17 protein-coding genes are annotated in these 24,461 nt (G+C 74.6%); 4 read left to right on the top strand and 13 right to left on the bottom strand.

The annotated features are described in order from the left end of the window. Window positions 1-2: 2 nt before the first annotated feature. The 3 genes from BJZ21_RS00850 to BJZ21_RS00840 all read right to left on the bottom strand — a co-directional run bounded on the left by BJZ21_RS00850 (window position 3) and on the right by BJZ21_RS00840 (window position 3,214). Window positions 3-422 carry a DUF1707 SHOCT-like domain-containing protein gene (locus tag BJZ21_RS00850; RefSeq protein ID WP_179662024.1) on the bottom strand — a complete coding sequence of 140 codons (420 nt, stop codon included), beginning with the start codon at window positions 420-422 and terminating at the stop codon, window positions 3-5. After that, complete coding sequence (locus tag BJZ21_RS00845; protein ID WP_179662023.1) at window positions 419-1,114, bottom strand: PadR family transcriptional regulator; 696 nt, start codon at window positions 1,112-1,114, stop codon at window positions 419-421. Before BJZ21_RS00845 ends, BJZ21_RS00850 begins: the two co-directional genes overlap by 4 nt. An 87-nt stretch (window positions 1,115-1,201) precedes the next feature. Then, on the bottom strand, window positions 1,202-3,214 hold the full coding sequence (locus BJZ21_RS00840; protein WP_343051884.1) for a M3 family metallopeptidase: 2,013 nt from the start codon (window positions 3,212-3,214) through the stop codon (window positions 1,202-1,204). 185 nt (window positions 3,215-3,399) lie between these two features. Here BJZ21_RS00840 and BJZ21_RS00835 point away from each other — a divergent pair, with 185 nt between their 5' ends. Next, complete coding sequence (locus tag BJZ21_RS00835) at window positions 3,400-4,005, top strand: hypothetical protein (RefSeq protein ID WP_179662022.1); 606 nt, start codon at window positions 3,400-3,402, stop codon at window positions 4,003-4,005. A 13-nt stretch (window positions 4,006-4,018) separates the two neighbouring features. Here the strand turns inward: BJZ21_RS00835 and BJZ21_RS00830 are convergent, their stop codons facing one another. The 6 genes from BJZ21_RS00830 to BJZ21_RS00805 all read right to left on the bottom strand — a co-directional run bounded on the left by BJZ21_RS00830 (window position 4,019) and on the right by BJZ21_RS00805 (window position 15,024). Continuing rightward, the gene (locus tag BJZ21_RS00830; RefSeq protein ID WP_179662021.1) at window positions 4,019-7,150 is read right to left on the bottom strand and encodes an FtsX-like permease family protein; all 3,132 of its coding nucleotides are present in this window, start codon (window positions 7,148-7,150) and stop codon (window positions 4,019-4,021) included. 90 nt (window positions 7,151-7,240) lie between these two features. Next, window positions 7,241-7,750, bottom strand: a complete 510-nt coding sequence (locus BJZ21_RS20705; RefSeq protein WP_179662020.1) for a DUF427 domain-containing protein — start codon at window positions 7,748-7,750, stop codon at window positions 7,241-7,243. A gap of 68 nt (window positions 7,751-7,818) precedes the next feature. Continuing rightward, entirely contained in the window at window positions 7,819-10,878 is a 3,060-nt protein-coding gene (locus BJZ21_RS00820; RefSeq protein WP_179662019.1) for an FtsX-like permease family protein, read from the bottom strand. Continuing rightward, the gene (locus BJZ21_RS00815) at window positions 10,875-13,148 is read right to left on the bottom strand and encodes an FtsX-like permease family protein (RefSeq protein WP_179662018.1); all 2,274 of its coding nucleotides are present in this window, start codon (window positions 13,146-13,148) and stop codon (window positions 10,875-10,877) included. Before BJZ21_RS00815 ends, BJZ21_RS00820 begins: the two co-directional genes overlap by 4 nt. Next, entirely contained in the window at window positions 13,145-14,101 is a 957-nt protein-coding gene (locus BJZ21_RS21300) for an ATP-binding cassette domain-containing protein (RefSeq protein WP_179662017.1), read from the bottom strand. Before BJZ21_RS21300 ends, BJZ21_RS00815 begins: the two co-directional genes overlap by 4 nt. Continuing rightward, window positions 14,098-15,024: an ABC transporter ATP-binding protein gene (locus BJZ21_RS00805; RefSeq protein WP_343051883.1), complete on the bottom strand. Its 927-nt coding sequence runs from the start codon at window positions 15,022-15,024 to the stop codon at window positions 14,098-14,100. The genes BJZ21_RS21300 and BJZ21_RS00805 overlap by 4 nt, the downstream gene beginning before the upstream one ends. Before the next feature lie 172 nt (window positions 15,025-15,196). Here BJZ21_RS00805 and BJZ21_RS00800 point away from each other — a divergent pair, with 172 nt between their 5' ends. Next, window positions 15,197-16,483 (top strand): MFS transporter, encoded by a 1,287-nt coding sequence (locus BJZ21_RS00800; RefSeq protein WP_179662015.1) that lies wholly within the window; start codon window positions 15,197-15,199, stop codon window positions 16,481-16,483. A gap of 59 nt (window positions 16,484-16,542) precedes the next feature. On the opposite strand, the gene BJZ21_RS00795 is transcribed toward BJZ21_RS00800, so the two are convergent. Beyond that, the gene (locus BJZ21_RS00795; protein ID WP_179662014.1) at window positions 16,543-17,046 is read right to left on the bottom strand and encodes a mycothiol transferase; all 504 of its coding nucleotides are present in this window, start codon (window positions 17,044-17,046) and stop codon (window positions 16,543-16,545) included. Between the two features lie 73 nt (window positions 17,047-17,119). Here BJZ21_RS00795 and BJZ21_RS00790 point away from each other — a divergent pair, with 73 nt between their 5' ends. Next, window positions 17,120-18,118, top strand: a complete 999-nt coding sequence (locus BJZ21_RS00790; RefSeq protein ID WP_343051882.1) for an LLM class F420-dependent oxidoreductase — start codon at window positions 17,120-17,122, stop codon at window positions 18,116-18,118. Between the two features lie 102 nt (window positions 18,119-18,220). On the opposite strand, the gene BJZ21_RS00785 is transcribed toward BJZ21_RS00790, so the two are convergent. From BJZ21_RS00785 to BJZ21_RS00775, 3 genes are all read right to left on the bottom strand, one after another. Continuing rightward, window positions 18,221-19,909: an ABC1 kinase family protein gene (locus BJZ21_RS00785; protein ID WP_179662012.1), complete on the bottom strand. Its 1,689-nt coding sequence runs from the start codon at window positions 19,907-19,909 to the stop codon at window positions 18,221-18,223. A 101-nt stretch (window positions 19,910-20,010) separates the two neighbouring features. After that, the gene (locus BJZ21_RS00780; RefSeq protein WP_179662011.1) at window positions 20,011-21,765 is read right to left on the bottom strand and encodes a DUF429 domain-containing protein; all 1,755 of its coding nucleotides are present in this window, start codon (window positions 21,763-21,765) and stop codon (window positions 20,011-20,013) included. A gap of 35 nt (window positions 21,766-21,800) precedes the next feature. Continuing rightward, entirely contained in the window at window positions 21,801-22,961 is a 1,161-nt protein-coding gene (locus tag BJZ21_RS00775; protein WP_218851216.1) for an ROK family protein, read from the bottom strand. Between the two features lie 207 nt (window positions 22,962-23,168). On the opposite strand from BJZ21_RS00775, the gene BJZ21_RS00770 reads away from it, so the two are divergent. Next, window positions 23,169-24,440 carry an extracellular solute-binding protein gene (locus BJZ21_RS00770; RefSeq protein WP_179662009.1) on the top strand — a complete coding sequence of 424 codons (1,272 nt, stop codon included), beginning with the start codon at window positions 23,169-23,171 and terminating at the stop codon, window positions 24,438-24,440. Window positions 24,441-24,461: the final 21 nt, after the last annotated feature.

Below are 24,461 nucleotides of genomic sequence, written 5' to 3'. Positions count from 1 at the left end.
GGTCACCAACGGCGCGGGTAGTGCCCGTGCCGGGCGCGGGCCACGAAGAACCACACCAGCAGGCCGAGCAGCACCACCGGCAGGTGGGTGAGGACGGTCAGCACGAGCAGCACGCCGAGGACCACCAGCAGCGGGGTGGGCACGGCGCGCAGCCCGGTCCGGCGCGGCGCGGCGTACGGCGTCCGGCCGCCCCAGCCCCGGGCGGCACCCGGCCGGCCGGACCTGGTCGGGGTGGCCGCGGCGGGGCGGGGCAGGTCGCGGAAGACCGGGAGCAGGTCGGCGCGGGTGCGCGCGGACCAGATCCGGTCCAGCCGCTCGGCGTGCTCCTCAGGGGTCAGCCGGCCCTCGGCGTAGTGGTCGGCGAGCTCGGCGCCCGCCCGGTCGCGCTCGACGTCGCTGAGCAGGAAGTGTCCGTCCTTCATGACGCCACCCCGTCCCCGGTCCCGTCGTCGCTCTCCTCACCCCCGGCGTCGCGGGAGCCGGGGTCGGTCGGGTCGTCGCCCTCGGCCAGGATCCCGTAGAGCCGGCGTCGGGTCTCGACGAGCACGGCCACGGCCTCGCGCCGCTGGCGGTCGCTGCCCTGGGTGATGATCTGCCACACCGCCGAGAGCACCTGGCCGATCTCGGGCTTGAGGTCGCCGAACCCGGCACCCCGCTCCTCGCCCTCGGACCGCTCGAACGGCCGCCACACGTCCTCGAGCTCCTCGCGGTGCTCGTCGATGTAGTGCCAGCCCGCGGTGGTGGGCTTGAGCTTGCGCTGCCCCGAGCCGTCGATGCCCTCGATCAGCCCCTCGTCCTCGAGCTGCTGGATCGTCGGGTACACCGAGCCCGGGCTGGGCTTCCAGGCGCCACCGGACCGCTCGGCGATCTGCTGCATGACCTGGTAGCCGTTCATCGGCTCCCCGCGCAGCACGTCGAGGATGGCCGCGCGCACGTCACCCCGGCGCGCCCGCGGACCGCGCGGCGGCTCCGGCTGGGCGAGGCCGAACAGCCCGGTCAGCCACGGCGGCGGGCCCGGCTTGCCGGAGCGCCCCGGACCGCCACCGACGCCGCCCCACGGCCCCACCGGCGGGAACCCGCCCCACGGCCCGCCCCAATTTCCCCAGCTCCCCATGACAACCCTCCGAAGACTATCGACGACAGATCACGATATATCGCCGATGGTACGCCGGGATCCGGCCCGCACAAGACCGGACGACGGTCAGCGGGCCAGCCAGGCGGCGTACGCGTCGAAGGTGTAGGGCCGGCCGAGGAAGTCCTCGACCAGGTCCGCGGCGTCCCGGCTGCCGCCGGGGGCGAGCACCTTGTGGCGGTAGCGCAGGGCGACCTCGGGCGCGAACAGGTCGCCGGGGTCGAAGGCGCTGAACAGGTCCTTGGCGATGACCAGCGACCACATGTAGGTGTAGTACGCCGAGGAGTAGCCGCCGAGGTGCCCGAAGCTCGCGAACATGTGGGTGCCCTCGATCCACGCGTACGGCGAGTAGCGCTGCTGCAGCTCGACCATCCGGCCGGTCAGGTCCGCGGGCCGGTCGGTGTGGAACCAGTACGACATCGCGGCGTAGAACATCTGCTGCCGGGCCTGGTAGCCCTTGCCGAAGTCGTCCGCCGCGCGCATCCGCTCGACCAGCTCGGCCGGGATCGGCTCGCCGGCGGCGTCGGTGGCGAAGCCGCGCAGCACGCCGGCGTCCCAGGCCCACTCCTCGAGCATCTGGCTGGGCGCCTCGACGAAGTCCCACTCGGTCGCGACCCCGGAGAAGCGGGTCCAGCGGGCCCGGCCGGCCAGCACGTGGTGGACCAGGTGGCCGAACTCGTGGAAGAGCGTCACGACGTCGGAGTGCTCCATCAGCCCGCGCGGGAAGTTGCAGACCAGCGCCCCCTCGGACAGCTGCCGGCCCACCAGCCCGTCGGCGAGCGTGAACTGGGCGGCGTGCTTGTACTTGCCCTCACGCGGGTGCAGGTCGAGGTGGATCCGGCCGATCCGTCGAGACGCTGGCTGCGCTCGCTCCCCGGGAACGGCGGAGTCCGGGTCGGCCCCGTCGTGCAGGTCGGACTCGTCGTACACGTCGTAGACCGTGACGTCCTCGTGCCACACCGGGGCGTCGGGCACCTCGACCCAGCGCAGCCCGAACAGCCGGCCGGTGACGTCGAGCAGCCCCTGGCGCACCTTGGCGAAGTCGAAGTAGGTGCGCACCTGCTGGGCGTCGACGTCGAGCTGCTCCTTGCGGACCAGCTCCTCGTAGTAGCCGGCGTCGGCGGCGTCGATCGTCGTGGCGCCGGGGACGTCGCGGCGGTAGCGCTCGAGGACCACGTCGAGGTCGCGGCGCATCGGCTCCTCGGCCGCGGCGGCGATCCGGTCGATGAACTCCGGGATCCGCGCGCCGGCGCCGATCATCTTCACCTCGGCGTCGTAGGACGCCCAGTCCGGGAACCCGACCAGCGTGGCGAGCTCGTGGCGCAGCGCGACGAGCTCGGTGAGCAGCGGCTCGTTCGCGGGCCAGCCCCGCTGCAGGAACGCGACGGTGACGTCGCGGCGCACCTGCGGGTCGTGGACGAACATCCGCACCGGCACGGCGTCGGGGTAGTCGGTGGTCACGGTGACCAGGCCGTCGGCGTCCGCGGGGTGGGCGTCGAGCCAGTCCTGCGGCATCCCGGCCAGCCGGTCGGCCGGCACCCGGACCCGGCGCACGTCGTCGCGGATCGTGCGGCCGAAGTCCTGGACCAGCTCGGTCAGCCGCTCCTCGATCTGCGCCAGCCGCGCGCGGGTCGCGTGGTCGCGGTCGACGCCGGCGCGCCGGAAGTCCTGCAGGGTCTTGTCCAGCAGCCGGGCGGCCTCCGGGTCCAGCCCGGCCGGGTCGAGGGCCGCGAACACGTCGTAGAGCCCCCGGTCCTGGCGCAGCTCGGTGCCCAGCCGGTCGGCCTCGACCTCGGCCCGCTCGCAGGCGGTGCGCACCTCCAGCAGCGGGTGCACGTTGGCCCACAGCGACCCGACCGCGGCCACGTCGGAGAGCGCCAGGGAGACCTCGTCCCAGCTGCGCAGCACCGTCAGCGGGTCGGCCGGCCGCGCCTCGCGGAGCCGCGCGACCAGCTCGCGCACCCGCGCGAAGCCCTCCGCGGTGCGCGCCTCGACCCAGGCCCGGGCGCCGGCGGCGTCGGGCAGGGCCAGCGGGGCCGGTTCGGCGGTGGGCGGGTGCTCCGGGAGCGGCGTCTGGGTCACGGGCGCCACCCTAGGGCTCACCGGCGACGGCGCGCGCCGTCCAGGATGAGCAGGCCGAGCGCGACGACGAGCACGACGATGAAGATCCAGAACCACATGGGGCACCTCCTGCCCGCGACGCTAGGGACGGCGGGGGCCGCGGCGACAGGGCCGTTCGCACCGCCCGGATGCCCTAGGGTCTGGCCATGACGGACTGGGGCGGCCTCTACCGCGACCACGCGACCGCCCTGGCCGCGCTCGCCGCCGGGCTCACCGACCACCAGCGGCACCTGCACGTGCCGGCCACCCCCGCCTGGACCGTGCATGACGTCTACGCCCACCTCGCCGGCGGCCCCGCCGACGCGCTGGCCGGCCGGATGGACGGCGCCCCGGGCCCGGAGTGGACCGCCCGGCACGTCGGGGAACGGGCCCTCCTCCCGCTCGACGAGCTGGTCGCCGAGCTGCTGGCCAACGTCGACGCGGTCGCCGGATCGGTCGCCGACAGCGCCACCCCCGCCCTGGTGTGGGACATCGCGGTCCACCACACCGACCTGCACGAGGCGCTCGGCCTGGGCCGGCCCCCGGAGCACCTGTGGCGACCGGTCCTCGACGCGCTCCGGCCGCGGATGCTCGACCGGCTGCCGGACGGGGTCGCGGTCGACGCCCCGGCGTACGAGCTGTTCCGCGGCTTCTTCTCCCGCCGCTCCCGGCGGCAGATGCGGGCGTGGTTCGCGCCGGTGCCGGGCGACGACGAGCTCGACGCGCTCACCGTCTTCGGGCCGCGCCCCGACGACCAGCCCCAGCCCGCCTGACGCCGCGTCGGGATCAGCGTGCGTCCTCCCGCAGCGTCGCGCCGCGCGCACCCCGGACGGTCAGTACGGCGCTGGCCACGGCCACCACCGCGAAGAGCCCTCCGGCGAGCAGGGCGAGAACGGCGAGTCGCTGCACGTCGAGCTGCGCCACCAGGGGTGGCGTCCGGATGTCCTGGAGATAGCCGAGCGTGACGGTCCGCAGCACGACGTACTCCGCGAGCGTGCCCGCGGCGAGGCCGGCCAGGGCGGTGCCCCCGAGCACCACGACGAGCTCGCGCACCACCGAGGACATCACCGAGCGCCGGGACATACCCACGACCCGCAGCGACGCGGCGTCGCGTCGGCGGGCGGGCAGCTGGACGGCTGTGCTCACGAAGAGTCCCGCGAGCGCCATCACGAGCACCAGCCCCGCGACGACGGCGTAGAGCCGCAGGGCCAGCGCGTAGGCGCCCTGGTCGAGGGTGTGCTTGACCGCGGCGAGCGTGGTGCTGCGCGTGACACCCGCCTCCTGCAGTCCCAGGACGACCGAGGCCGGGGTGTCCGCACGGGCCAGCACGTGGACCGCCTGCCCCTGGTCGTCGATGGTGCGGGTGGTCGTCAGCATGTCGTAGTCGACCATCAGGCCGCTCGGCCCGAGGAACGGCACGCTGCCGGAGGTGATCACCGGGTCCACCGGGAACTCGTAGGCACTCGTGTTGCTGAAGCTGCCCGAGGCTGCCGTCGTGGACGCGTGGGCGCCCGCCACGACCGGGAGCCTCGACGGCACACCCCCGGAGGTGATCCGCCCGATCGCCGGCCGGCCGCCCGAGTCCACGGCGACCACCAACCGGTCGCCCTCGGTCCGCACCGCTGTGACGGCACCGTCGGGCTGGTCATCGGGGCTGCGGACCCAGCCGGCGGACCGGATCCCGCTGGCCACCGTCCTGCCGTCCACGACGACGTCGCTGATCGTGAGCGTGCCCGTCATCGTGGTCGGCAGCGCGGCGGACCCACCCAGGGTCATGCCCTGCAGCAGGCAGCCCTCGCGGCAGTAGGACACCGGCCCCGAGACGCTGCTGGTGCCGGACGCGAGGGGCCCGAGGAAGAGCAGGTGGGTGCGCTCTCCGAGGACGTCGAGCCGGAGCCGGAGGTAGAGGTCCTCCCCCGAGCTGACCCGGTTGTCGACAGTGATCCCGACCCGCGAGCCGGTGACGGTCGGCACCGTCGCCGGCAGACCGATCCGTCGGGCGATCTCGTCGGCGCTGGTGCCGGGGGTCCACTGGTCCTGCCACGCCGCCACCCGGCCCAGGCGGGGCGCGTCGACGACGGTGTACGTCGGGCCGAGACTGTCGATCTGGCCGGCCGCCATCAGCCACCGGCCCCTGGGGTCGAGCCGGTGGGTCAGCGCGACGGTCTGGTCGAGCGTCGCCGACGACGTCCAGACCTGCCCGGCCGGCGCGGTCGTGGCGGCCACGCTCTCCCGCCACAGGCTCGCGGACTGATAGACCCCGGCCCCGAACACGCAGATGGCGATCGCGGCGGTCAGCGGCAGGATCACCAGCGTGCCCTCCCGCCTGCGGCTGATCGCCCGGGCCGCCACGAAGCCCGCCAGGGACCGGGCCCGGGGGCGGGCCCGGGTCCAGCGCGAGGCCGCCGCCGCGACCAGTCGGGTCGCCGCGAGACCGGTGACCACGGCCAGCAGCACCGGCAGCACCAGGTCGGTCAGGTCGGGCTGCCCCGGTCGGCCGGCGGTCAGCTTGCTGGCCAGCACCGCGACGGCCGCGGCGAGGAGGGCGAGCTGTCCGATCAGTCCGAGCCGTGAGGTCCGCTGCGGTCGGCGGACACCGGTGAGCTGATCGGACAGGGGGACCCGCAGCACCCGGCCGACGGCGACCACCGCCACGAGCACCGAGGCGACCGTGACCACCAGCGCCGAGGCCAGCGCGACCCCCGGGACCGGCATCGGCAGGCCCGGGACCAGCCACCACCGCACCAGCACGAAGGAGGACCCGAGACCGGCGATGACCCCGACCGGGAACGAGAGGCCCAGCAGGGCAAGCGGCTCCGACAGGCCGAGGGTCCACATCCGCCGACGCGGCAGGCCGCGCAACGACGCCAGCGCGAGCTCGGGCAGGCGCAGCTCCGCCGCGGCCACCAGCAGCCGCAGCAGCAGTGCCATCGCGACGAGCACCAGCGAGATCACCGCCGGCGTGACCGAGGCCTTGGCGGTTGACTGCTGCCGCTCGATCTCCCGGGCGATCCCCGTGAGGTCGTTGATGGTGTCGCCGGTCAACGTCCCGCCACGGACCGGCGTGACCCGACCATCGAGATGGTGGCCCATCCGCTCCACTGGCGCCAGGTCGCTGAGCCTGAAGTCGGGCGGGACCTGCAGCCGCCGGTCGACCAGCACGCTGTACCGCGCGGGCTCGACCTGGTCGAAGGTGCCCAGCGAGGTCACGAACGGCGCCGGCTGGTACGGCGAGTTGGTGGTGGGCGGGATGCTGCTGAACCGGGCCGGCAGGAACCAGTAGTCGGTCGCGTCGACCGGCACCTCGTAGCTGCCGACCACCGTCAGCCTGCCGAAGCCACCGCGTCCCTGGGGGCCGGTGTCGATCGCGCTGCCCGGGGACAACCCGGTCAGCTCGAGGTCCTTGGCGAGCATCAGGATCTCGCCGGGCCGGCTCGGACAGCGTCCCTGGACGACGAGGTGGGAGCAGGCACCCTGCTTGCCGAGCACCTCGACCTTCGCGTCGGCCAGGGCCGTCATCCGCGGGCTCTCGACCAGCGACTGCGGTGGCAGGAACGGGCCGTGCGTCTGGTCGGCCGCCGCGTCCTCAGCAAGCCCGATGGCACGGTGCACGTCGCGGACCCCACCGTCCGGCTGGAACCGCCAGGTGAGGCCGGTGAGCTCGTTGGGGGACTCGTTGAGCCGGCTGACCAGGTAGGAGCTCACCACGGCCTGCTGGAACACCGGGCCCAGCACGGCAGCCCCGACGGCCAGGACCGTGAGCAGCACCGACCCGGCCGAGAGCAGGGCGCGGGACCGCACGCCCCGGGCCACGGTGGCGAGCAGCTGACTCCTGCTGAGCCGCGTCCGCGCCGCACGGCCGGGCGGGTCGGACGAGTGTGCCGGTGACCGGTCCTTCGGCGGCGGCGTGGCGGTCACAACCGCCCACCCTAGGCACGATCGGGGTGGAACCTGCGGCGTTTCGGCCGGTCTCCTCCGCATCACCCGTCGCGCCGGCGCGCCGACGGCCTACCAGCCGGCGGTGCCCGGCGCGCCCTTGAACGGGCCGACGAACCGGCCGGTGATCCAGCCGCCGTAGAAGCCGCCCGGCTGCGGCACCACGGTCTCCCCGTCCACCGTGCACCGGTCCACCAGCCCCGGCATCACCGCGACCGCCCCCGCCAGCTCGACGAAGCCCGGGGTGGGGTGCTCGTAGGTCCAGGCGGCCCGAGGGGCCACGACCTGCGCCCCCGCCGGGCCGGTGGCGACCACGTCGAAGTACGACGCCCGCCCCTTCCACTCGCACCACGTGGCACCGGGGCACGGCCGCAGACTGCCGGCGACGAACGCCTCGCGGGGCAGGTAGTACGTCGGGGGGTGGCTGGTCTCCAGCACCCGCCAGCCGGCCCGGCTGCTGGCGACCACGCGGCCGCCGAGCTCGACCTCGACCAGCTCCTCGGTCCGCTCCAGCCGGGGCGGCCGCGGGTAGTCCCACACCGACTCCTGTCCCGGCCCCGGGACCTCACGCTGCTGCTGCACGGCCCCACGGTAGGCGCGGGCCCAAGGCGCCCGGGGTCGGGACCGGCCAGGACCGGAGCGGCCCCGGCTCAGCGCGCGTTCTCCCGCAGCGTGGCCCCACGCGCGCCGCGGACGGTCAGCGCGGCGCTCGCCACGGCCACCACGCCGAAGACCACCGCGGCGAGCAGCGTGAGCACCGCGAGCCGGTTCCAGTCGACCGCGGCGACGAGCGCGGGGGTCTTGATGTCCTCGACGTAGCCGAGCGTGACCGTCCGGAGCACGACGTACTGCGCGACCGTGCCCGCGGCGAGGCCGGCCAGCGCGGTCCCCCCCAGGACCACCGCGAGCTCGCGCACCACCGAGGACATCACCGACCGGCGGGAGACCCCCACGACCCGCAGCGACGCGGCATCGCGGCGTCGGGCCGGCAGCTGGACGGCGGTGCTCACGACGAGGCCGGCCAGCGCCATGATCAGCACCAGCACCGCGACCACGGCGTAGAGCCGCAGCGCCAGCGCGTAGGCCCCCTGGTCCAGGGTGTGCTTGACCGAGGCGAGCGTGGTGCTGCGGGTGACGCCGGCGTCCTCGAGGCCCTGGAGGACCGACGGCGGGGTGTCCGCGCGGGCCAGCACGTAGACGTCCTGGCCCTGGTCGTAGAGCGTGCGGGTGGCGGTCAGCATGCCGTAGTCGATCATCAGGCCGCTCGGGCCGAGGAACGGCACGCTGCCCGAGGTCAGCACCGGCCGGACCGGGAACTCGCTCTCGCTGGTGCCGGTGAAGCTGCCGGACGCGGCGGTCGTCGGCGAGTCCACGCCGGCCACCACCGGCAGCCTCGCCGGCACGTCCCCGGAGGTGATCTGCCCGATCGCGGTGCCGCCGCCGGAGTCCACGCCGACCACCAGCCGGTCCCCGCTGGTGGAGACCTCGCCGACCGCGCCGTCCGGCTGGTCGTCGGGGCTGCGGGTCCAGCCCGCCCCCGCGATCGCGCCCGGGACGGGCTCGCCGTCGGCGACGATGTCGCTGAGGGTGAGCGAGCCCTGCATCGCTGCCGGCAGCGCGGCGGCGGCGCCCACGGTGATGCCCCGCAGCTGGCAGCCCTGGCGGCAGTACGGCGTGGGCCCGGACAGGCTGCTCGTGCCGGACCGGAACGGGCCGAGGAACAGGTAGTGGGTGCGGTCCGACGGCACGTCGAGCCGGAGCCGGAGGTAGAGGTCGTCGTCGGAGCGGACCTGGTTGTCGACGGTGAGACCGAGCCGCGTGCCGGTGACCGTCGGCACCGTCGCCCGCAGGCCGATCCGGCGCGCGACCTCGTCGGCGCCGATGCCGGGGGTCCACTGGTCCTGCCACGCCGCGACCCGGCCCAGCCGGGGCGCGTCGACGACGGTGTACGTCGGGCCGAGGCTGTCGAGCTGCCCCGCGGCCATCAGCCACCGGCCCTGCGGGTCCAGCCGGCGGGTCAGCCCCACGGTCTGGTCGATGGTCAGCGGGGAGGTCCACACCTGGCCGGCCGGCGCGGCGGTCGCGGCGACGCTCTCGCGCCACTGGCTCGCCGAGGTGTAGACCCCGGCGCCGAACACGCAGATGGCGATCGCGGCGGTCACCGGCAGGATCACCAGCGTGCCCTCCTGCCGCCGGCTGATCGCCCGGGCGGCGACGAAGCCGGCCAGGGCCCGGGCCCGCGGGCGCGCCCGGGTCCAGCGGGTCGCCGCGCCGGCCACCAGCCGGGTGGCGGCCAGGCCGGCCACCACCGCGAGCAGCACCGGCAGCACCAGGTCGGTCATGTCGGGGTCGCCCGGCTTGTCGGCCGACAGCTTGCTGGCCAGCACCGCGACCGCGGCCGCGACCAGCGTGAGCTGCACGACTAGCGCCACGCGGGAGGTCCGCTGCGGCCGGCGTACACCGGTGAGCTGGTCGGACAGGGAGACCCGCAGCACCAGCCCGACGGCGAGCACCGCGACCAGCAGCGAGGCGACCGCGACCACCAGCGCCGAGGCCAGCGCGGTCCACGGCAGCGGCAGCGGCAGGCCCGGGACCAGCCACCAGCGCACCAGCGCGAGCGACAGCGCGAACCCGACCGCGGCGCCCACCGGCAGCGACAGCGCCAGCAGGGCCAGCGGCTCCGACAGCCCGAGCGCCCACATCCGTCGACGCGGCAGGCCGCGCAGCGAGGCCAGCGCCAGCTCGGGCAGGCGCAGGTCGGCCGCCGCCATCAGCAGCCGCAGCAGCAGCGCCATGGCCACGAGCACGAGCGAGATGACAGCCGGGGTGATCGAGGCCTTCGCGGTGGCCTGCTGCCCCCTGACCTCCTGCGCGATGCCGTGGATGTCGTTGATGCTGTCGCCGGTGAGCGTCCCACCCGGGACCCGGCTGGCGTCGCCGTCCAGCCCGGCCGCGGTCCGCTCGACCGCGGGCAGGTCGTCGACGGTGAAGCCGGCCGGGACCTGCAGCCGCCGGTCGACCAGCACGCTGTAGCCGGCCGGCGGGACCCGCTCGAAGGTCGACAGCGGCGTGACGAACGGCGCCGGCTTGTAGGGCATCTGCTGGCGCGCCGTCTCGAACGGGGGGATGCTGCCGAAGCGGGCCGGCTGGAACCAGTAGTCGGTGGCGCTCGACGGGACCCGGTAGCTGCCGACCACCGTCAGCTTCCCGAACCCCCCGCGGCCCGGCGAGCCCGTGTCGATCGGGCTCCCGACCGTCAGCCCGGTCCGCTCGAGGTCGCCCGCCAGCATCAGGATCTCCCCCGGCCGGGCCGGGCACCGGCCCTCGACCTCGAGGTGGTCGCAGGCGCCGTCCCTGCCGAGCAGCTGGACCTGGGCGCCGGACAGCGCGGGCAGCCGGCCGCTCTCGACGAGGGACTGCGGGGCCAGGAAGGGCCCGTCGGCGGCACCGGCGGCGGCCCGCTCCGCCCGGGCCACGGTGGTGGCGACGTCGACCGTCGGGCCCTCCGGCTGGTAGCGCCAGGTCAGCCCGGTGAGCTCGTTCGGGGCGTCGTTGAGGCGGGTGACCAGGTAGGAGTTGGTGACCGCCTCCTGGAAGACCGGACCGAGCACCGCCGAGCCGATGGCCAGCGCCGTGAGCAGCACCGAGCCGGCCGAGAGCAGCGCCCGGGCCCGCAGCCCGCGGGCCACCGTGGCGAACAGCGGGTTCATGCGGCGCCCTCCTCGCGCAGGATGGCCGGCCGGGTCTGGTCCGGGCGCAGCCTCCGGCCGCGGCCGGCTACCCCGCCGGTGAGGACGGCCGCGACGACCGCACCGAGCAGCAGCGGCCACCACGACAGCCCGGTGACGAGGGGTACGGCGTGCTCCGGGACGCTGACCAGCGGCAGGTGGGCCAGCAGCAGCGGCACCGCGAGAACGGTGCCGAGCAGCGTGGACACCGTGGCGGCCGCGGCCAGCCAGAGCACCTCGACCCGCCCGGAGGCGCGGACCACCTGGCTGCCGACGCCGACCGTGCGCAGCGCGGCCACCTCCCGGGTCCAGGCGGTGCGCTGCCGGGCCACCGCGGTGGCGAGCACCAGCAGCGCGGCCAGCACGCAGAACAGCGCCATCAGCGAGTAGACCTTCGCCTGGGCGGCGCCGGTCACAACGGCCACCCGCTGGTCGACCGCGTCGAGGGTGACCGGGCGGTGCCCGGCCTTGGCGACGAGCGCGTCGAGGACCTTGGTGGGGGTGTCCGCGCGGGCCAGCACCATCACCTGGGCGGCCGGCACGGTCGGGGGCGCGCCGGCGGCGGCCCGCGACAGGTCGGCGAGCAGCCCGTCGGCCTCCACCAGCGGCAGCGCCGGCAGCCGGCCCACGAGCTCGGCGGTCCGCTCGTCGCCGCCCGGCGAGTCCAGCAGCCGCTTGCCGTCCCAGGTGGCGGAGTCGGTCGCGACCACCGGGACCGTGGCGGCGGTCTGGGTGGCCTGGGCGGTGAGCGGCTTGAACGTCGACGGCGCGAGCAGCCCGTCGTCGACCCGGGTCGGCGAGGTCGGCTCGCCGAACCAGTTCGGGGCGCTGGTGCGCCAGTGCGCGGTCATCGCGTCGGCGCCGCCGAGGTCCAGGCCGGTGAGCACCCACGGCAGCGTGGTGTCCCCCGGGCTGCGGGCCAGCGTCACCGAGGTGACCACGCAGCCGGTGTCGCAGCCCTCGACCGGCGCGGAGGCGGTGTCCGGGCCGCCGTCCCGCGCGACCTTCAGGCGGACGACGACCTGCCGGCCGGTGCCGGTGGAGTCGCGGTAGCCCACCTTGACCCGCGGCCGCATCACGCCGGTGCGCCGCGCGCTGACGCCGCGCACCGTCGCCGTGACCGTGTCGCCGGTGCCGAGGCTGTCGCCGCCGGTCAGCGCCGCCACGTCGTGGGCCAGGCCGGCCGCGGGGGTGCCGGCGTAGAAGTCGCCGAGCACCGGGTCGAAGCGCGAGAGGTCGAGGAACGCGCGCCGGGCCACCACGCTGCCCTCGCCGGGCACCAGCACCGCGGCCATCAGCCAGTGCCCGTCCGGGTCGAGGTCGCGGGTCAGCTGCAGCGCCGCGGCGGCGTCGCCGTCGAGGCGGACCTGCAGCGGCGCCCCCGCCCTCAGCCGGGCGGTGTCGTGGGTCCAGTCGCCGACCTGGGCGGCGCCGGTGACCGCGACGGCGGCCACGACGGTCGCGGCCACGAGCACCCGCAGCGCGGTCGCCGCGTCCGCGACCCGCGCGAGCCGGCGTACGGCCAGGAAGCCGGACAGCGACCCGTCCGCGGTCCGCGCCACGGCCACCCGGGCGGCCACCCGCACCAGCCAGACGACCAGCCCGCCGACCGCGAGCCCGATCAGCGCGGGACCGACCAGCACGACCCAGTCGGGGTCGCCGGTGGCCACCGAGCTGCGGTAGACGGCGACGACCGCGGCCACGACCACCAGCACGTTGCCGAACAACGCGGCCGCGGAGGCCGACCGCGGACGCGTGGCGGTGCTGACCTGGCCGGCCAGCGGCTCGCGCAGCGCGCCGGCCATGCCGGCGAGCACCGCGACCAGGCCGATCACGACGATCGCGAGCCCGGCGAGCAGCGCCCCCGGCCCCGGCAGGCCGGCGCCGGAGCCGAGCCAGGCCGCGGTGGCCAGCAGCGAACCGATCCCGCCCAGCACCAGCCCGGCCAGGCCGCCGAGGACCAGGACCAGCAGCGGCTCCACCGCGAGCAGCCGGTAGAGCTGGGCACCGCGCAGGCCGCGCAGCCGGGCCAGGGCGATCTCGCCGCGCCGGGCGCTCGCGAGCTCGCGCCCGGTGGTGGGGACCGCGACGATCCCGAGCAGCAGCAGCGGCACCGCCAGCATCGCGGAGGTCCCGGCCTGCTCGGCGAAGCCGATGACGGTGACGGTGCCGGCGACCACGACCACGGTCAGCAGCAGCAGGGGCAGCAGGGTCCCGCGCCGGGACCACGCACCCCGCAGGGTGCGGTTCATGCGTCGCCCGGGGGGCGGCGGAACGCCGCGTCGTCGCCCTCGGCGCGCGGCCGGGCCACGGCGGGGACCTGTGCGTCGGCCGGCTCGCTCGTCCCGGCCGGTTCGTTCGTCCCGGACGGCTCGCTCGTCCCGGCCGGTTCGGCCGGTTCGGCCGTCCCGGTCGGCACGCTCGTCCGGGGTTGGGCGGGCCGGGCGGGCTGCGGCGCGGCGAACTGGGCCAGGTCGACCTCGGCGACGTGGTCGACCAGGCGGCCCTCGTCGATCACGTAGTGCCGGTCGCAGGCGTCCACGACCGCCGGGTCGTGGGTCGCCACGACCACGACCGCGCCGCGCCGCGCCTCCTTGCGCAGCTCGGCCAGCACCAGGCCCCGGTTGCCCTCGTCGAGCTCCGAGGTGGGCTCGTCGGCCAGCAGCACCTCCGAGCCGACGCACAGCCCGCGCGCCAGCGCGACCCGCTGCATCTGGCCGCCGGAGAGCTCCTCGACCTGGCGGTCGCCGAGGTCGGCGATGTGGAACCGGGCCAGCGCCGCCTCGGCCCGCTCGTCGGCCTCGGCCGGCTTCAGGCCGCGGGCGCGCAGCGCGACCGAGACGTTCTCGCGCGCGGACAGGATCGGGACCAGGCCGTAGACCTGGAGCACGAAGGCGACCTCCGGGCGCGGGTCGCCGGTCCCGAGCCACATCGGCTTCCCGGCGTACGTCGCGCGGCCGCTGGTCGGCTCGATCAGGCCGCCGGCGACCGACAGCAGCGTGGTCTTGCCCGAGCCGCTGGGCCCGGACAGCGCGGTGAGCTCACCGGCCCGGAACTCCACGTCGACGTCGTCGAGGAGGCGCCGGGACAGCTCGTAGGTCACCCCGGCGAGGACCAGGCTGCGCCCGGCCGCGTCCGGGCCGGGGGTCGCTCCGGCGCTCGTGCCCGCCTCGGCGCCCGCGCCGGTGTTCACGCCCGTGCTCACTGCTCGACCTCCGGGTCCTGGCCGGCGTCGGACTCCGAGGGACGGGAGACCACCAGCCGGTCGTAGTCCTCCGGCTCGATGCGCACCAGCGTGCCCTGCGGCCACTGGTCGGCGAGGTGGCTGGGCAGGTGCACCACGCCCTCCGCGCCGATCACGACGTACTCCGCGCCGTCGCGGCCCTCGGAGCCGACCCGGCCGCCCTTCATCGTGACCGTCCGCGGGAAGGTCGCGGCGACCTCGGGCTGGTGGGTGACCACGACGATGGTCGTGCCCAGGTCGTCCCCGAGCTCGTGCAGCAACTCGATGACGTGGTCGCGGTCCTCGTGGCTGAGCTGGCTGGTCGGCTCGTCGGCGAGCAGCAGCTGGGGACCGGTGGAGACCGCGCAGGCCAGCGCGAGCCGCTGGCGCTGGCCGCCGGACATCGTCGAGACCACCTGGTCGGCCTGGCCGCCGAGCCCCACGCGGTCCAGCAGGGCGGCGGCCGGCTCGACCTCGCGGCGCTCGGAGCCGGCCAGCGCCAGCCGGGCGAACGCGATGTTCTGGCGGGCGGTGGCGTAGGGCAGCAGGTTGCGGGTCGAGCCCTGCAGCATCGTGCTGACCCGGCGCGACCGGATCCGGGCGAGGTAGCGCTCGCCCATCCGCGAGATCTCCTCGTCGCCGAGGAAGATCCGGCCCGCGCTGGGCTTCTGGATGCCGCCCAGCAGCGTGAGCAGCGTGGACTTGCCCGAGCCGCTGGGGCCGAGGAACGCCACCCGCTCGCCGGGCGCGATGGTCAGGTCGACGCCCTGCAGCGCGACCACGTCGTGGCCCTCGAAGGTGCGGTAGAGGTGCACGAGGCCCTGGCAGCGGATCCCGATGCCCCCCGGCCGGCCCAGCTCCCCGATGTCGAAGCCCCGCTCGACGACCGTCTCCGCCGCTACCACGTCCCACTCTCCCCACGTCGATGCCTGGGACACCGTACGGTCGGCGTCAAGCCTATTTGCTGCGTCGCGTCCGTTCGTCATCGGTTCGTGACCGTCCGGAGGCCGGACACGGCTGCGCCGGTGCCGGCCCGGCGGCGTGCGGGCCGGGCTGCGGGCAGTAGATTCGCCGGACGTGGCAGGACTCCGAGGGCTCGTCGCGGACACGCGGCCGTTGCGCAACGAGCACTTCCGCCGGCTCTGGCTGGCCAACATCGTCACGGTCGTCGGCGCCCAGCTGACGGTGGTCGCGGTGCCGGCGCAGATCTACGCGGAGACCGGCTCCTCGGCGTACGTCGGACTCACCGGGCTCTTCGGCCTGGTGCCGCTCGTGGTGTTCGGGCTCTGGGGCGGCGCGCTGGCCGACGTCGTGGACCGCCGTACGATCCTGGTCTGCACGACCGTGGGGCTGATCGCGACCAGCGCGCTGTTCTGGCTGCAGGCCGCGGTGGGCGGCCTCGACGTGTGGCTGCTGCTGGGCCTGTTCTCGCTCCAGCAGGCGTTCTTCGCGGTCAACCAGCCGACCCGCAGCGCGGTGCTGCCGAAGATCATCTCGCTGGACCTGCTGCCGGCCGCCAACTCGCTGAACACGACGATCTTCCAGGCCGGCGCGATCGCCGGCCCGCTGGTCGCCGGGGCGCTGATCCCGGTGCTCGGCTTCTCCTGGCTCTACCTGATCGACACCTGCACGCTCTTCGCCACGCTGTCCGCGGTGGTCCGGCTGCCCCGGCTGGCGGTCGAGGGCGCCGCCGGCGCCCCCGGGCTGCGCTCGGTGGTCGAGGGCCTGACCTACCTGCGCGGTCACCCGGTGCTGCTGATGTCGTTCGTCGTCGACCTGATCGCGATGACCTTCGGGATGCCGCGGGCGCTGTTCCCCCAGGTGGCGCACGAGGCGTTCGGCGGGCCGGCGGAGGGCGGCCTCGCGTTCGCGCTGCTGTTCGCCGCGATCCCCGCCGGCGCGGTGCTCGGCGGCATCTTCTCCGGCTGGGTCTCCCGGGTCGACCTCCAGGGCCGGGCCGTGATCGTCTGCATCCTGCTGTGGGGCGTGGCGATCACCGGCTTCGGCGTGGCGGTGGGGCTCGCCGACCGCCTCGGCCCGACCCCGATGCTGGTGGCCGCGGTGCTGACGCTGGTCCTCGGCGGCGCCGCCGACATGGCGTCCTCGGCGTTCCGCAACAGCATGCTGATGACCGCCGCCACCGACTCGGTGCGCGGCCGGCTGCAGGGCGTGTTCATCGTGGTGGTCGCCGGCGGGCCGCGGATCGCCGACGTCGCCCACGGCGCCTCCGCCGCGCTGGTCGGCACCGCCGCCACCGCCGCCGGCGGCGGCGTGCTCGTGGTCGTCGGCACCGTCGTCGCCGCCCTCGCCGCCCCCGCCTTCGTGCGCTACCGGATCAGCCGGACCATGCGCGAGGTCACCTGAGGCGGGCGCTGCCTGCTGTCGCTCGGCCGGGGGCCGGGCCGGGCCGGGCCAGCCCGGCCTCAGACGCCGAGCAGCCCCCGGACGTACGCCGCCTGGCCGAGGTGCTGGAGGTCGTCGCCGACCACGCTGACCAGTCGCACCCCCAACGTCACCGGGGGGTCCCAGCGCTCGTCGACGACCCGGTCAAGGTCCGCCTCGGCGAGCCCCTCGAGGTAGCCGCGGGTCTGGTCGTGGACGGCCGCGACGTACTCCTGGAGCATCGTGGCGTCGGCGCGCAGCTGCCCGACCTGCTCGCTGGAGTGGCCGTAGCCGATGTCGCCGGTGTCGAAGGGCAGGGCGAACCGCTCGGCGAAGCCGCGGCCGGTCCACACCTGGTCGCGGCCGGCCACGTCGGCGACGTGGTCGTCCTGGACCCGGGCCAGGTGCCAGACCAGCCACCCGATCGGGTTGGCGTCCGGCCCGGGGCGGTGGGCCAGCTGGGCCTCGTCCAGCCCGTCGACGACGTCGTGGGCGCCCTCGGCGATCCGGCCGAAGGAGTCGATCAGCAGCTCGGCAGGTGTCATGGCTCGAGGCTACGAGGGGTACGGGCGTGGTCCGACGTTCGTCCGGGCCCGCGGGGCCCCCGAGGAGGATGCAGTGACCGAAGCACAGACCCGGTTCGGCTACACGCTGATGACCGAGCAGAGCGGTCCGCGCGAGCTGGTGCGGTACGCCGTGGGCGCGGAGGAGGCGGGCTTCGACTTCGAGGTCTCCAGCGACCACTACTCCCCGTGGCTGACCGAGCAGGGGCACGCGCCGTACGCCTGGACGGTGCTGGGCGCGGTGGCCCAGGCGACCTCGCGGGTGGACCTGATGACCTACGTGACCTGCCCGACGATCCGCTACCACCCCGCCGTGGTCGCCCAGAAGGCGGCGACGCTGCAGCTCCTCGCCGAGGGCCGCTTCACCCTGGGCCTCGGCAGCGGCGAGAGCCTGAACGAGCACGTGGTGGGCGCCGGCTGGCCGTCGATCCAGACCCGGCAGGAGATGCTCGCCGAGGCCGTCGAGATCATCCGGGCGCTGCACACCGGGGAGCTGGTGACCTTCCGGGGCGAGCACTTCGACGTCGACTCCGCGCGCATCTGGGACCTGCCGGAGCAGCCGGTCGAGCTCGCGCTCGCGGTGGCCGGGGACCGGGCCATCGAGCACTTCGCACCGATCGGCGACCACCTGATCGCGGTGGAGCCGCGCGCCGACCTGGTCGAGTCGTGGAACGCCGTCGAGGGCGCCACCCGGATCGGGGAGGGCGCCCGGGCCGTCGGCCAGATCCCGATCTGCTGGGACCCCGACGAGGCCGTGGCGGTCCAGCGCGCCCACGAGCAGTTCCGGTGGTTCGCCGGCGGGTGGAAGGTGAACGCCGACCTGCCGACGCCGCGGGGGTTCTCGGGCGCGACCCAGTTCGTCCGCCCCGAGGACGTCGCCGAGTCGATCCCGTGCGGCCCGGACCTGGACCGGATCGTCGAGGCGGTCAGCGCGTTCTGGGAGGCCGGCTTCACCGACGTCGCGCTGGTGCAGGTCGGCGACGAGAGCCAGGACGCGTTCCTCGCCGAGGCCGCCCGTCCGCTGCTGGAGAAGCTCCGGGCCGCCTCGAGCTGATCGCGCCGCCTGCTTGTAACGCCCGGTTAGGGGGCCAGCCGACCCGTTCGAACGGTGCGACGGAGCCCCTAACCGGGCGTTACATGTTTTCCCGGCCGCCGCTCAGATCCCCGGGCCGGTGTCGCCCGGGCTGGGCCGCACGGTCCTGGCCACCTTGCGGTCGGTCATCACGATCCACACGCCCAGCGCGATGCCGGCGAGCACGGCGAAGGAGAAGAAGCCCATCGCCAGGGAGGGGTAGCCGAGGATCCGGTGGTCGGTGGGCACCCGCATCATCAGGGCGGCGCCGAGCAGGGTCGCGGCGATCACGATGCCCAGCGTCACCCGGTTGGCGAGACGCTGCAGGACCCGGTGCAGCCGCTCCTCGTCGACCGCCTGCACCCGGATGGTGAACTCGCCGTCGGCCAGGCTGTCCAGGATCCGGTTGCCGCGGCGGGGCAGCTGCGCGGTGAACTCCTTGGCCTCCAGCGCCGCGGCCATGACCCCGCCCCGGCTCACCTTCAGCCCGCTGGTGAGCAGGTCGCTGAGGTTGGCCCGGACCGCCTCGGCGGGGTCGAAGTCCGGGTCGAGGTGCAGCGTCGACTGGTCGAGGTTGAGCAGCGCCTTGCCGATCATCGACATCTCCGCGGGCGGGCGCAGGCCGTGCGCGCCGCTGAGCCGGCTGAGCTCGACCAGAACCTTGCCGGCCTGCTGGTGCGGCCCGGCGGCGGTCGCCTCGGAGACCAGGTGCGCCACGTCCGAGCGGAACGCGGCGGCGTCGTACTCGTCGAGGGGCTGACCCATGGCGGCCAGCACCTTCGCCGCCTCCTCGCCGTCGCCGTCGCCGATCGCGAGCAGCAGCTTGAGCACCCGGTCCTGGATCCGCGGCGGGATCATGCTCACCATGCCCAGGTCCAACAGCGCCAGCCGGCCGTCGTCGGTGAGCAGCAGGTTCCCCGGGTGCGGGTCGGCGTGCACCACGCCCTCGTCGAGCATCAGGTTCAGGTAGCAGCGGAACAGCTGCTCCACGATCGGCGCGGCGTCCACGTCGAGCAGGCCGAGCGGCCCGACGTCGGTCACCTTGCGCCCCTCGATGCGCTCCATGGTGAGCACCCGCGACGAGGAGTGGTCGAGGACCGGCTCCGGCACGACCAGCAGGTCGTAGGGCTGGGTCAGCTCGCGGAACTTCGCCAGGTTGCGCGCCTCGCGCCGGTAGTCCAGCTCGCCGGCCAGCGAGCGCCGGAACTGCCCGAGCAGCTGCTCGAACCCGAACCGGTGCCCGGCCTCGGTGTGCCGGTCCGCGAGGCCGGCGAGGCGCGCGAGCACCTCCATGTCCTCGCGGGCCACCTCCCGGGCGTCGGGGCGCTGCACCTTGACCACCACCTCGCGGCCGCCGGGGAGCGTCGCGCGGTGGACCTGGCCGAGCGAGGCGGCCGCCAGCGGCTCGCGCTCGAAGTCCGCGAACAGGTGCCGCACCTGCCCGCCCAGCTCGGCCTCGACGATCGCCTCCACCTGCTCGTAGGGGAACGGCTCGGCGTCATCCTGCAGCCGCGCCAGCGCGGTGGTGTACGCCGGCGGCAGCAGGTCGAAGCGGGTCGAGAGCAGCTGGCCCAGCTTGATGTACGTCGGGCCGAGCTCCTCCAGGTCCCGGGCGAACGCCTCGGCCCGACCCTGGTCGCCGGTCGGGCGCTCCTCGTCGACCGCGAACTCGTCCAGGCCCGCGCCGGACACCAGGTCCGACCGGCCGTGCCGGACCAGCAGCCGGACCAGCGCGGTGTAGCGGTGCAGGCTTCCGGAGGTCGTTGAGCTCATGACTCTCCTATGCCCACTACCGCACCGGTCCTACCGCGCGGGCCGTGTGCGATCCGCCGCAGGTGGGATGCGGACTGGACCGGCCGGAGTCAGGGCCGGAGTCAGGGCTGGCCGCGGAGCCGGGCCAGCCGGGCCTCCAGCAGCGGCACCCGGTGACTGTTGCCGTGCAGCGCGACGTACTGCTCGTCGTAGGCCGCCAGCAGCGCGTCGTCGAGCCGGCGGACGGCGCCGGGCGGGTAGCGGTAGTCCATCCGCTCGTTGAGCGCGGCCGAGTCGACCGCCCGGAGCACCTCGCCCAGCTCGTCGAGCGAGGCGATGCCCAGCTCCAGCAGCAGCCCGGAGATCCACGCGTAGTGGTCGGTGCGCGACCAGCCGGCGTCGGCGTACTGGCCGGCGAGGAACGCCGCGAGCTCGCGCGGGCTGATCCGCGGGTCGTCGTCGACGTGCTCGGCGGGCGCGACCCGGAGCCCCTGCTGCAGCCGCTCCCGGATCGTCTCGAACTCCTGGTCGGCCAGCTCCAGCAGGCCGGCGGCCAGCGTGAAGCGGCGGTCGAAGTCCGGCACGTGCTCGTCGGGGATGGTGCCCTTGTAGCGGATGTCGTGCTCGAACTCCGCCCACGCGTGCTGCAGCACCGTGCGGATCTGCACCTGCACGACCCGGCCGCGCAGCAGCTCGTAGGCCTCCTGGCCCTCCCGGGCGGCGTCCAGCTCGATCAGCAGGTGCCGGCTGGCGTACCCGAACCGGCCCTGGCTCGCGGTCTCGCGGCCCATGTCGCGGTCGTCGCGGACCACCACCTGGTCGCCGAGCAGGTCCGCGACCGCGGCCACGTCGCTGTGCACGTAGGTGATCACCCGGACGCCGACCTGGTCGGTGATGTCGCGCAGCGGGTCGGGGTACGCCGGGGCGCCGTCCTCGATCCGGGCCGCCTTGGCCGCGAACGACGCCACGCTCTTGGCCCGGCCGTCCACGGTGAGGTAGTTGATGCCGGCGTCGTCGAGCACGGTCCGGACCAGCGCGACCGCCTGCTCGGCGGCCCCGCGCAGCGACGGCTGCGCCACGGCGTACTCACGCACCGCGGCGGCCACCCGGTCCCCCGCGGTGGCGCTGCGGCGCTCCCGCGGGGTCGGCTCGAGGCCCTCAGGCAGCGCCGGGGTGACGATGCAGCCGTGCTCGGGGTCGCCGTACGTCGTGGTCTGCTGCGGCCGGCGGGTCGCGAAGAGGGCGACGTAGGCGCAGAGCACCGCGTCGACCTGGTCCTCGACCACCCGCAGCTCGCTCTTGCGACCGGCCTCCTCGACGGCCGTGACCAGGGTGCGCCAGGTCCCGTTGACGTGCAGCGCCGGGTCGGCGTCGGCGAGCCCCTCGAGCAGGCCCATCAGCACCAGCATCTCCCCGCGCAGCGACTCCAGGGAGCGGCCGGTCTTGTTCTTGTACTTCAGGGTCCGGCCCAGCCGGAACAGCGAGACCGTGGCCGCGTGCGGGTAGACCTCGACCGCCCGGCGGCCGTTGCCAGGCGCGGGGTCCAGGGAGAGGCCGAGCTTGTCCGCGAGCAGCGCGCCGCGGGGCGAGACCAGCTCCGGCTTGCCGGTGTTCGAGGGGTGCGCCCCGGCGTCGAACCGGGCGAAGTCGCGGTTGAGCTCGGCCTCGGCCGCCCGGTTGCCGGTCGCGTTGCGGACCACCAGCGGCGCGTCGACGGCGACCACGCAGTCGCCCTCGACGTACGGCGCCAGCGCGGCGACGATCTCCTCGTCGGTGGTGACCGCGGAGACGTGCACGAGCCGGCCGTCGTCGTCGAGCGCGGCCAGCCCGGTGGGCTTGCGCCGCCCCCAGGCGAGGTCGACCCCGACGTAGTACATGCGCACAGCCTGCCGCATGAGGGGGCGGGGCAGCGTCAGCGCGTCGACGCGGAGCCGAGAACGTGGTGCTGGATCGCGATCGCGGCCGCTCCCCGGGCCCACTGGTCGGAGTCGTAGGGCTGCACGGCCACGTCGACGGTCGAGGCGGCGGGGTCCCGATCGCGCTGCACTCCCGCCCACACCGACGCCCAGACCAGCCGGGCCAGCTCGATCCCCTCCCCGGACAGGAAGATCCGCTCGGGCATCGCCAGGTTGGCGACGGCGGCGATGAGCCGGCCCAACGCGTGGCCGGCGGCGGTGACGACCTGCAGCGCCACCGGGTCACCCTGGCGGGCCAGCTCGAGCGCCTCGTCGTAGCCGACCGGGCGGCGGTGGGCGACCGAGACCTGCGAGCTGATCCCGGTGGTGGTCAGCATCGCCTCGGCGCATCCGTGGTGGCCGCTGGGACAGCGCGGCCCCTGCGGGTCCAGCGGGTAGTGGCCGACGAGCCCCACCCCGACGTCTCGGTGGGTGACGACGCGGTCGTGCACGACCAGGCCGTAGCCCACGCCGATGCCGATGGTGAGGACGGCGAAGCTCGACACCGTGCGCCCCTCGCCGAACCAGTGCTCGGCCCCGGCCAGCGCGACCAGGTCGTTCTCGAGGATCACCGGCAGGCCGGTGGCCTGCTCGACCAGCTCCGCCAACGGCACCTGGTGCCAGTCCAGGAACGGCGCCCGGGCGACGGTGCGGCCGTCGTGGCTGACCCCGCCGAAGCTGATGCCCACCGCGGTCGCGTCCCGACCCGTGTCCAGCTGCTCGACCAGGCGGGCGACCTGCTCAGCGACCCGCGCCGGCTCGAGGGTCTCGAGCTGCACGGTCCGCGAGGCCGCGATCTGGGCGCGGAGGTCGGTGAGCACCCCGTGCACGCAGTCGCCGGTGAGCTTGAGGCCGACGAACCGGTGGGTGCTCGCCGGGACGTCGAGCAGCCGGGCGGGCCGCCCCAGGCCGCCGGCGAGCGGCTCCTCGAGCTCGATCAGCACCCCGCGCTCGATGAGCGGCGCCACCGTCCGGGTCAGGGTCGCGGCGGACACCCCGAACTTGGCCGCCAGCTCGCGCCGGGGCAGCGGCCCCCGGATGAGCACCTCGAGCGAGAGGTCGCGCGCCAGCCCGTCCAGCGTCGGCCAGGCCTGCTGTCGCTCCTCCAACTCGGTCACACCGATCTCCGTTCCCCGCTCAACACCCATAGTTCCTTGCAGTATGGCGATAATTCAACGCGATGATCGCGGTTCAGCGCAACGGTTGCGCGAATTTCACGCCTGGCCGCCAGTGACTCTTGACACCAGTTCTTTTCATGCTGCAACTTATTCCCCAAGCGACGTCTCGCACGCCGCCGACCACTCGCCGAGAACGGAGAACCGAGCATGAGAGTCTCGAAGACGCTGAGCTGGCTGGCCCTCGGGGGCGTCGCGCTGACCCTGACCGCCTGCGGCGGGGGCGACCAGAAGCCGACCACCGACGCCCAGGGCAACACCGTCATCAAGTACTGGCACGCCTACAGCGCCGACAGTCCCGAGATCAAGACCCTCGAGGACAAGGTCATCCCGGCCTTCGAGAAGTCCCACCCCGGCATCAAGGTCGAGTCGGTGCCCTATCCCTACGACGACCTGCACCAGAAGCTGCTCACCGCCACCGCGGGCGGCACCCTGCCGTGCCTGGTCCGCAGCGACATCATCTGGGTCCCGGAGCTGGCCAAGCTCGGCACGATCGCGCCGCTCAGCGACGAGATGACGGACTTCGACAAGATCGCCTCGACGACCTACGACGGCGCGCTCGCGACCACCGAGTACGACGGGAAGCACTACGGGCTGCCGCTGGACACCAACACCCGGGTGCTGATGTACAACCAGGCCACGCTCCAGGAGGCCGGGATGAGCAAGCCGCCCGCCACCTTCGACGACATGCGCAAGCTCGCCGACGGGCTCAAGGGCACCGGCGACTACGCGTTCGCCGACAACGGCACCTCCGGCTGGAACCTGATGCCGTGGATCTGGTCCGCCGGCGGCGACCTGGCCAACTCCGACATGACCAAGGCGACCGGCTACCTGAACTCGCCGCAGTCCGTCGCCGGTGTGCAGCTGCTGGTCGACCTCTACAAGGAGGGCGAGCTCCCCGACATCATCACCGGCGCCAAGGGCGGCGAGGAGACCTCGGTGGGCCTTCCCAAGGGCGACTACGCGACCATGCTCGACGGACCGTGGATGCTCCCGATCTTCGCGAGCCAGAACCCCGACTTCCAGGTGCAGACCGCGATGATGCCCGCCGGCCCCGGCGGGTCCATCTCGGTCGTCGGCGGCGAGGACGTCGTGATGACCAACAGCTGCCCGTCCAAGGGCGACGCCGAGCAGTTCATCCGGTTCCTGCTCTCCGACGAGGCCCAGAAGGACATGGCCGAGGTCGGCCAGATGCCGGTGCTGTCCACGCTCGGCTCGCAGCTGACCGACATCAAGCCCTACTACGGGATCTTCGCCAAGCAGCTCGAGACGGCGCGGCCGCGGCTCCCCCACCCGGAGTACCCGAAGATCGAGACGATCCTGAGCACCGAGGTGCAGAAGGCGTTCACCGGCGACACCACCGTGCAGGCCGCCCTCGACAGTGCCGCGAAGCAGATCGACGGCATCCTCGCGAGCTCCTGACCGACCTGACTTGGTGGCTGA

This window comes from Nocardioides panaciterrulae (genome assembly GCF_013409645.1).
GTDB lineage: Bacteria > Actinomycetota > Actinomycetes > Propionibacteriales > Nocardioidaceae > Nocardioides > Nocardioides panaciterrulae.
This window is presented reverse-complemented; position numbering and strand designations above follow the sequence as displayed.